Origin of the sequence: Methanosarcina sp. KYL-1, assembly GCF_024372725.1 — an archaeon.
Classification (GTDB): domain Archaea; phylum Halobacteriota; class Methanosarcinia; order Methanosarcinales; family Methanosarcinaceae; genus Methanosarcina.
In genome coordinates this window covers 45,106-55,479 of sequence record NZ_VOUA01000025.1, presented here as the reverse complement: position 1 = coordinate 55,479, position 10,374 = coordinate 45,106, and the positions used below count along the sequence as shown (strand labels likewise).

Annotated in this window: 3 protein-coding genes; all 3 read left to right on the top strand. The window is 45.8% G+C overall.

The window, feature by feature from the left end:
- The first annotated feature begins 741 nt into the window (after positions 1 to 741).
- The 3 genes from FTO70_RS14360 to FTO70_RS14350 all read left to right on the top strand — a co-directional run bounded on the left by FTO70_RS14360 (position 742) and on the right by FTO70_RS14350 (position 10,334).
- Positions 742 to 6,444, top strand: a complete 5,703-nt coding sequence (locus FTO70_RS14360; RefSeq protein WP_255336445.1) for a PAS domain-containing protein — start codon at positions 742 to 744, stop codon at positions 6,442 to 6,444.
- A gap of 137 nt (positions 6,445 to 6,581) precedes the next feature.
- Complete coding sequence (locus tag FTO70_RS14355) at positions 6,582 to 6,983, top strand: response regulator (RefSeq protein ID WP_255336444.1); 402 nt, start codon at positions 6,582 to 6,584, stop codon at positions 6,981 to 6,983.
- Between the two features lie 84 nt (positions 6,984 to 7,067).
- Positions 7,068 to 10,334: a PAS domain S-box protein gene (locus FTO70_RS14350; RefSeq protein ID WP_255336443.1), complete on the top strand. Its 3,267-nt coding sequence runs from the start codon at positions 7,068 to 7,070 to the stop codon at positions 10,332 to 10,334.
- The last annotated feature ends 40 nt before the right edge of the window (positions 10,335 to 10,374 follow it).

Sequence of the window (10,374 nt, the reverse complement as noted above, 5' to 3'; positions counted from 1 at the left end):
ATCACTAAGTTTTCTAATCACTAAGTTTTCTAATCACTAAGTTTTCTAATCACTAAGTTTTCTAATCACTAAGTTTTCTAATCACTAAGTTTTCTAATCACTAAGTTTTCTAATCACTAAGTTTTCTAATCACTAAGTTTTCTTTTCCCTAATTTATCTGCTATATTCTTTGTTGAATATTGTTTCTTTTTATTGAGGCAGAATGGTTTCTTATAAGTCAGCTGATAGTGTATTCCAAAACGTACGAAGGTGGAATTTAAAACGAGGCGATATGAATAATTACGGTTGTATGGGGCAAAATTCAAGATTTCGAACCGGCCATTATTTTTTTCTACTCAAAACACCAACCGTGTAACATTGGACTAACTTAGGCTTGTCTCACATAATTAGCTCGAATCCTTTTTTGGAAGAACATGAGATTTAAAAAATGGAGCTCAGCTTTTAAGGCCAACTATGAGAAACGAATGAAGAGTTAATAAACCACTCCCCCTGGCTTGAACAGTAATATCCAGAAATTATATAAAAATTCGATACACATCATATACTTTTTTAAATGATGGATGCATAACGGGCAAATGTGTACATTTTTAAATGAAGGGTTTCCGGGAGTATCAAACAAATGATATTAACGGTGAAATGAAGCAATCCTGTATAAACTAATTTTAGCCGAAGATTCTGGGCAGAGGGCAAAAGGGCTCGTTTCCACAAAGAAAAGGGACAAAAGCAGAAAAGTGAGGAAAAATGGGGGACTCGAAAAACTTCGAAGACAGCAGAGAGCTCGAAAAGGAGGGAAATGAAGAATCAATTGGACAGTTTCCTTCCGATAATCCGAATCCGATCCTGAGAGTGGAAAAGGATGGTACGATCATCTATGCCAATAGGGCGGCTTTTCCTTTGCTGGAACACTGGGGAGTCCGGGAAAAGGAAAAACTCCCTCAAGCCCTGAGGCACAGCTTCCTGAGAGTACTTGCCCAAAAAAATCCTGAATACCTGGAGCTTACGGCAGGAAAAAGGATTTACTCCGCAACAATCCACCCACTTCCCGAGGAAGGATGCGTAAACTTCTACGGGTTTGACATAACCCGGAGCAAGAGAACGGAAGAATCCCTTCGAAATACCGTAAGTTTTCTGGAAACGCTGATTGACGACATCCCGAGCCCGGTATTCCAGAGAGACAAAAACGGGATTTACCTGAACTGTAACAAGACCTTTGCCAGCCAGATTATGGGACTTCCGAAGGAAAAGGTAATCGGAGGATCTTTTGCAGAGTTTCAGAAAAAGATCCCGGAAGAACTCGCAGAAATATACCAGCTGCATGACCGGGAGCTTCTCAAGCAGGGAGGAAGCCACTACTGCGAGATTAAGGTGGTCTGTGCAGATGGCGTAAAAAGAGACTTCCTTCTCCACAAAGCCACGTATAAAGACTGTTCCGGAAACGTGAACTGGATTGCAGGCGTGATGCTGGACATAACCCAGCGCAAGAAAGCAGAAGAAATATTCCGGAAAAGCGAGGAAAGGTACCGCATTGCTGCAGAGCAGACAGGGCAGCTTGTATATGATTATGACATAGAATCAAAACAGATTGACTGGGCGGGAGCAATCAAAGAGCTTACCGGATACAGCCCTGGAGAGTTCAGGCAGGTAGACCTGGAAGGCTGGAGGGGTCATATCCATCCCGAAGACAGGGAAAGGGCCTGGGAAGCCCATGAAAGGTGCACGAGAACAGGGGAGAAATACCTTGAAGAATACCGGTTCAGGAGAAAGGACGGGAACTATTTCCATGTGGAAGACAGCAGCGTGTACCTTCGAAATGAAAAAGGTCAGATGAACCGGATTATTGGTGTAATAAAAGATATAAGCGAAAGGAAAATAGCCAGGGAAATCCTGGAGAAAAGTGAAGAAAGATTCCGGGCAGTTGCAGAAAGGACCGGCAAGCTTGTTTATGATTATGATTTGAAGACAAAACAGAGTTCCTGGGAAGGTGCCATTGAAGAACTGACTGGATACAGTTATGGGGAGTTCCAGGGATTTACCCCTGAGGTCTGGGCTGAACACCTCCATCCGGAGGACCGCCAGAGGGCTGTTGAAACCTATAAAAAATGCCTGGAGGCAGGGGAAGACTTCCATAAAGAGTACAGGTTCAGAAGAAAAGACGGCAGCTATTTCTACGCAGAGGACAACGGATTTTACATAAAAGATAAGGATGGGAAGGTCTACAGGACTGCCGGAGTAATAAAAGATATAAGCGAAAGAAAGCTTTCAATGGAAAAAATAAAAGAAAGTGAGGAGCGCTTCCGCCTTACTGCTGAACAGACCGGGCATGGGGTCTATGACTATGATGTCGCAAGGGACAGGCTTTCCTGGGTAGGGGCAATTGAAGGGATCATAGGGTACGGAGATGGAGACCCCAGTATTTCTTCCAGGGGGACCTGGGAAGCCCTTATCCATCCAGAAGACAAGAAAAGGGCAATCGAGTATTATAAACATGCCTTTAAAGAGGGAGAGAAGTACCAGCAGGAGTACCGGGTGCTGAGAAAGGACGGAAGATACGTTAATGTGGAAAGCACCGGAGTTTTTCTGAAAGATGAAAAAGGCCGGGTATACCGGATGCTAGGCGCAATAAAAGACATTACTGAAAAAAAGCTTGCCCGGGACAAAATTGAGAAAAGTGAAGAAAGGTACAGTATCGCCGCCGAACAAACAGGGCAGATTGTTTATGATTATGAAATCGAGACCGGAATAACCGACTGGGCCGGAGCTATTGAAGAGATTACGGGATACGGCAAAGAAGAATTCCAGAAATTCAGAAGAGATGAATGGATTTCACACATACATCCCGAAGAAAGACCACAAGTTGTCGAAAGTATAGCAAAGTCCCTGGAGACAGGGGATGAGATTCACGAAATATTCAGGTTCAGAAGGAAAGACGGCAGATATTTCTACGTGGAAGACAGCGGAAAAGTCCTGAAAGACGAAAGTGGACGCCCTTACAGGGTCGTTGGCGTAAAAAAAGATATAACGGAGCGTAAACTTGCCCTGGAAAAACTTGAAAAAAGTGAAGAAAGGTATCGCGTCGCCGCAGAACAGACAGGGCAGATTGTTTATGATTATGGCCCGGAAAAAAGAGAAGTTAACTGGGCAGGAGCCATTAAGGAACTTACAGGGTACAGTTATGAGGAGTTCCGGAAATTCAGCCCCGATACCTGGGCAGAACACATACATCCCGAAAATCGTGAGTCTGTAGTCAAAAATATAAAGGAGTATTTGAAGAGAGGGGGAAGGTTTAAAGAGGAGTTCAGGTTCCGCAGGAAAGACGGGAGCTATTTTTACGTAGAAGACAGCGGGGTCTGTCTTCAGAATGAAAACGGGCAGGTGTATAGAGCCCTAGGGGTGATGAAAGATATCACGGAGAGAAAAACGGCCCAGGAGAAAATAGAGAAAAGCGAAGAGAGGTACAGGCTTGCCGCCGAGCAGACCGGGCAGATGGTATACGATTATGATATCGAGGCAAACCGAAACGACTGGGCGGGAGCCATAGAGGAACTTACGGGATACGGTAGGGAAGAGTTAGAAGACTTCAATTTAGAATGCTGGACCGAACATATCCATCCTGAGGACCGGAAGAGAGCGGTAGAGGCCCACTACAGAGCCCTGGAAGAAGAGAAAAAGTACCATGAAGAATACAGGCTCAGGAGAAAAGACGGGACTTACTTCTACGTGGAAGACAGAGGGATTTTCCTCAAAGACGAACAGGCCCGCATATACAGGATGCTTGGGGTTATAAAGGATATAACGGAACAGAAACTTGCCCGGGAAAAACTTGAAAAAAGTGAAGAAAGGTACCGCCTGATAGCAGAACATACCGGACAGGTCCTGTATCATGATGACTATAAGAGCGGGACAATTGGGTGGGCGGGAGCAATCCCCGAAATTACCGGATACGGCTTAGAAGAATTCCAGAAAATCACCGCCAATGGCTGGCTTGGGTTGATCCATCCCGAAGACCAGGAAAGGGTGACGGCATCACATGAACGCTGCAGAAAAGACGGGGGAGATTTCTTCGAAGAGTACAGACTCAAAAAGGCAGACGGAAGCTATCTCATCGTGGAAGATGAGGGAGTCTACCTTAAAGACGAAAACGGAAAAGTATGCAAGGCACTTGGAGTTATCAAAGACATTGTAGAGAAGAAGCTTGCCCAGAAGAAACTTGCGGAAAGCGAGGAACGCTTCAGGGTCGCTGCCGAGCAGACAGGCCAGATTGTCTTTGAACACGACCACGTGAATAACGTGCTTACCTGGTCAGGAGCTATCACCGAAATTACCGGTTACAGCGTTGAAGAATTCCGGGAATTCGACAGCAAAATGTGGATTGAGCATGTCCACCCCGAAGACCGGGAAAAGACTCTTGCAGAACTCAAAAAATCCCGGGAAAAAGACAGCCACTTCCGTGTGGAATACAGGTTCAGGAGAAAGGGCGGGAACTATTTCCAGGTAGAAGACAGCGGGATATACCTGAGAAACGGAGAGGGGAAGATCCGCAAGGCCGTAGGGGTAATAAAAGACATCACTCCCATAAAGCTTGCCGCGGAAAAACTTCAGGAAAGCGAAGAAAGGTTCCGCATAGCGGCAGAGAAGACCGGCCAGCTAGTATACGATTTTAACATCGGTTCGGACCATGTGAAATGGGCAGGGGCCATTGAGGATATTACCGGTTACACTCATGAGGAAATCCATAAGCTTACGACCGGTGAGCTCTGGAAAGAGCACATCCACCCTGAAGACTATAAAAAAGCGATAACATATTTTGGAAATGCCCTTAAGAACGGGGGAAGTTACTGCCAGGAATACAGGTTCAAAAGAAAGTCCGGAAACTACATTTACGTGGAAGACTGCGGGACTTATTTGAGAGATAAAAAGAGCAGAGTATACCGGCTGATCGGAGTGATAAAAGATATCACCGAGAGAAAGAGAGGAACGGAAGAATTGCAGATAAGCGAAGAACGTTTCCGCATCGTTGCCGAGCAGACAGGGCAACTGGTATACGACTATGACGTTCTGGAAGATAAAATAGGCTGGGCAGGAGCTATCAAAGAGCTTACGAATTACGGGGAAGAAGAATTTAAAAATATAAGCAGTCTGGAGGACTGGAAAGAGCTCTTACACCCGGATGACCGCAAAAGAACAACCGAGTCATATCAAAAGTGCCTGGAGACAGGAGAAAGGTACTGTGAAGAATACAGGATCAAAAGGAAGGACGGGAACTATATTTATGTGGAAAACAGGGGAGTATTCCTGAAGGATGAAAAGGGCTGCATACACAGGATGCTCGGGGCAAATAGAGACATTACACAGATCAAACACTCCCTTGAAAAAGTAAGGGAAAGCGAAGAGAAGTACCGTTCATTTATACAAAACTTCAAAGGAATTGCATTCCAGGAGACTACGGACTTTGATCCGATTTTTGCGCAGGGCCTCCTAAAAGAAATAACCGGGTACTGCGAAGAAGAATTTCTTTCCGGAAAAGTGCGCTGGGACAGGATTGTGGATGAAGAGTACAGGCCGCGTATCCTTGAAGACGCCGAGAAACTTAAAAACATCCCTGGAACAATCATTAACCGGGAATACCGGATAAGGCACAGGGACGGAAAGCTTCGATGGGTCAATGAGATCATACAGAACATTTCCGATTCTTCCGGAAAACCCTTGTTTGTGCAGGGCTCAATCTATGACATCACCGAAAGAAAGGAAGCAGAAGAAGCCCTTGCAAGGACCGAGGAGATCCGCAAGAAAGAGATACACCACCGGATAAAAAACAACCTCCAGGTAATATCCAGCCTCCTTGAACTGCAAGCTGACCAGTTCAGAGAGGAAAAGGTGGTAGAGGCATTCAGGGAAAGCCAGAACCGCGTGGCGTCCATGGCAATTATCCACGAAGAACTGTACAGGGCAGGAGACACCGAGACTCTTGATTTTTCAGCTTATCTCCGGAAACTGACTTCGGACCTTCTCCGCTCTTATACGGTCAGGAAAGAGGACGTAAAGCTGAACCTGGAGCTGGAAGAGACATTCCTGGGAATGGATACGGCAATCCCGTTAGGGATCATTATCAACGAGCTTGTCTCCAATTCCCTTAAGCACGCTTTCCCTGCAAGCAGGAAAGGGGAAATCCAGATAAAACTCTGCAGGGAGGAGATCAGTGAAAATAAAAATATAAGTAAGATCACAAGTAATAAGGATAAAGGGAGTTTAATTAACAAAAGTTACCTTTATACACTGGTCGTTTCAGACAATGGGTTGGGTTTTCCTGAAAACATCAACTTCAAGAATACCGATTCTCTGGGCCTGCAGCTCGTAAATACCCTTGTGGAACAGCTGGAGGCTACAATCGAAATGGAGAGAAACGGAGGAACTGTATTCAGGATCAGTTTCACGGAAACCGAATAAGGAACTCTGAACTCAGTACAAACAAAAAGTGAGGTATGATTATAAAATGTGAAAGAGGATTGTAAAGTAGAGTATAAAAAGTAAAAGATATAAAATAAAAATAAAAGGGGAAAAGAAACAATAAAAGGGGAAATAAAATGAAAAAAGCAAAAATTCTGGTTGTTGAGGACCAGAACATTGTAGCTCTTAATATCAGAAATAAACTGAAAAACCTAGGCTATACCGTACCGGCTACCGCATCCACCGGAGAAGAAGCCATAAGGAAAGCAGAGCTGACTGGTGCGGACCTTGTTTTGATGGATATCATGTTGAAAGGGGACATAGACGGGATAGAAGCCGCAAAAGAGATTAAAGCCCGTTTTGGGACCCCAATCCTTTACCTCACCGCTTACACGGACGATGAAACCCTGGAGAGGGCGAAAATGACCGAACCCGCAGGCTATATCTCCAAACCCTTCAAAGAGGAAGACCTGCACAGCAACATCGAGATGGCACTGCACAAATACAGGGCTGAAAGAGAAGAAGACGAAATTGAGTAAATCTTTCAGATTTTCTAAAATTCGGCTGAAATAAATGAGGAAGCTTCAGGGGCGGTTAAAAATAAAAATTTAAGGGGTGGTCAGGTGGACCTGGCTGGGATTTCAGAACCAGAAGCCATTGAGGGCGATGGAAAGCAGGGGGAAGAAAGATTTCTGGAGTTTTTTCCCTCAAAGAACCCGAATCCCGTACTCAGTGTGGGGAAAGATGGGAAGTTGCTCTATGCAAACAGCGCCGCTTATCCTTTACTTGAGAAATGGAAGCTCCCGGAAGGGGAAAAAGTCCCGTTAGATATTGAAAACCAGGTTCAAAAAGCGTTAATTCTGGGGTATAGTGAAGAACTTGAGCTGGAAGCCGAAGGCAGAACGTACCTGGCCACAATGTATCCCCTGCCTGAGGAAGGCTGCGTAAACATCTACGGATATGACATAAGCAGCCGAAAAGAGCTCGAAAAACGTCTGCTTGTAAGGGAAAAACAGTATACTGTTCTCAAAAGGCTGGGAGAAATTACCCTTTCATGCAAAAGCCTCCAGGCGCTGATGAATGAAAGCATGCGGCTGGTTGCCCGGACTATGGAAGTCGAGTCCTGCAAAATCCTGGAATTCCTGCCCGATGGAAATTTCCTGCTCAGGGCAGCGTTCGGCCCGGATGAAGGGCTTGTAGGAAAGGGAGTCGCAGAAGGGGGAGCGGACTCCCAGGCAGGGTATACAGTGCTTTGCGGGAAACCTGTCGTTGTAGAAGACATGAGAACGGAAAAACGTTTCAAAAAAACCGGCTTCGTCACGGATCACCCCCCTGTCAGCGGGATGAGTGTCAGCATAGGAGGCAGGGAAAAAACCTTCGGGGTGATCGGGGCGCACTCCACAAAGAAGAAGGACTTTTCTGAAGAAGACGTATTTTTCCTGAGCTCCGTGGCTTTTTTAATTGGGGAAACGATTGAACGCCGAAAAGCCGAAGAGGAACTGAGGCTCCATGATAGGTGGATGGAGAAACTGGTAGAGGAAAGGACCAGGGAACTTACTGCAACAAATGAAAGGCTTTTCCAGGAAATTGCCGAAAGAAAAAATGCAGAGAAAACACTGCAAGGTAACTTAGAATTGTTGAAAAAGCTGCTCAATTCGATGCCCAATCCCATATATTACAAAGATAAAAATGGGGTCTTTAAAGACTGTAACGAACATTTTTTCAAACAGATTGTGGGACTTCCAAAAGGAGACATCCTGGGCTTTACATCCCAGGAAGTTACGGAAAGGGCTGCCCCTGAAATTCTCAAAAAGTGCCCCGAATACAACATGGAGTTTCTCCTTGAAAATTCCAGGAAAATCCATAGGGAAGAGCAGGAAATGCTCATGAAAGGGGAAACCCGCATTTTTGAACGCAGACACATCTGTGCCGATGGAAAAACCCGAGACTTCCTTATAAATAAATCAACATTCGGAGACAGTAACGGTGAGATTACCGGACTGCTCTGCGTCATGCAGGACATAAGCGGACTCAAACAGGCAGAAAAAAAGCTAAGGGATAACCTGTATTTCCTGGAAAAACTGCTCGATGCCATACCAACCCCCGTTTTTTACAAGGACGGCGAAAGCAAATACAGGATATGCAACGAAGAGTTCTCCAGGGAGATTGTCGGGGTTCCGAAAGAACAGATAGTCGGACAAACCCTTAATGAGCTTTTTAAAGAGATGCCTGAAGAGCTGATCCGCGTTCACGAAGAATACGACCTGAAACTGCTGAGACAGGAAAAGACCCAGCGTTATGAAGCCAAATTGAAATGCGCCACCCAGGGGACCAGGGACTTTCTCGTCAACAAAGCCCCGTATACAGACGTGAATGGGAACAAAAAAGGAATCTTAGGGGTAATGTTTGATATTACGGAACACAAGCGGGCCCAGGAAACCGTGAGAAAAAGCGAAGAGCGCTATCGCCTGGTTGCAGAGCAGACCGGCCAGATGGTCTTTGATTATGACCTGGACGCGGATACTATTGACTGGGCAGGAATTCGCAGGGAAGACATTGCCCACATACTTGAATTCCAGAAATTAAACCTGGACAGCTGGTACGAATACGTGCATCCCGAAGACAGGGAAAGAGTGAGATCCGCAATGGAAGAAACCTTCAAAAAAGGAAAGGAATTCCATGAAGTGTACCGCTTTATAAAGAATAACGGGGACTACATATATCTGGAAGATAACGCAATCGCATTTAAGGCTGAGCAAGGGCGCATCCACAGGATACTGGGAGTGAAAAAAGATATAACCGAGCGGAAACTTGCCGTGGAAAAAGTGCAGAGGAGCGAAGAATGTCTCCATTCATTCATGCAAAACTTCCGGGGAATCGGATTCCAGCTTGACGGGGACTTCGTACCGAGATTTATGCACGGAGCTGCGGAAGAAATCACAGGATATTCCAGGGAAGAATTCCTTTCCGGAAACCTGGAATGGACCGATCTTGTGAATCCTGAAGACCTCCCGCTGATTCTTGAGAAAAGGAGGAAACTTAAGTCCGACCCGGAGCTCTTTACCGAACTGGAGTACCGGATACGCAGAAAGGACGGCGAGATAAGGTGGGTAAGGGAAGTTATCCAGAACGTCCCGGACCCCTCTGCCAGACCCACGTATTTTCAGGGTTCGATTCACGATATCACAGAGCGAAAAGTAGCCGAAGAAGCCCTGGAAAGGACCGAGAAAATCCGCAAAAAGGAAATCCACCACAGGATCAAGAACAACCTGCAGGTGATCTCGTCACTGCTGAGCCTCCAGGCGGAAACGTTCGTGGACAGGGACGTGCTCGAGGCTTTCCAGGAAAGCCAGAACCGCGTTATATCCATGGCCCTCATCCACGAGGAACTCTACAAAGGTAGCGAAATCGATACCCTGGATTTTGCGGCCTACCTGCGGAAACTGACCTCAGAACTTCTCAGGTCGTACCCGGTGGCGAATGAGGAGGTAAGCCTGGAACTGGACCTTGAGGCGGCCCACCTGGGGATGGACACCGCAATCCCCCTGGGAATTATAGTCAACGAGCTTATTTCCAATTCCCTGAAACATGCTTTCCCTGATGGGGGAGGAGAAATCCGTATAGAACTCCGCAAGACGGGGCAGGTAGGGGAGGAAAATAGGGCTGACAGCAGAAAAATTAATAAAAATGAGGATCGTAATAAAGCAGCTCAGTTTTCACTGGTTGTATCGGATAACGGGTTGGGTTTTCCGGAAAGCATAGATTTCAAGAATACGGCCTCACTGGGCCTGCAGCTTGTAAATACCCTGGTTGAACAGATTGAAGGGTATATTGAGCTTGAGAAAAAACCAGGTACCAGATTTGTGATACGGTTCAGGGAAAGCATCTAATGAAAAGTAAACCGGTAAAGAAAAGCGATAACTGAAATAA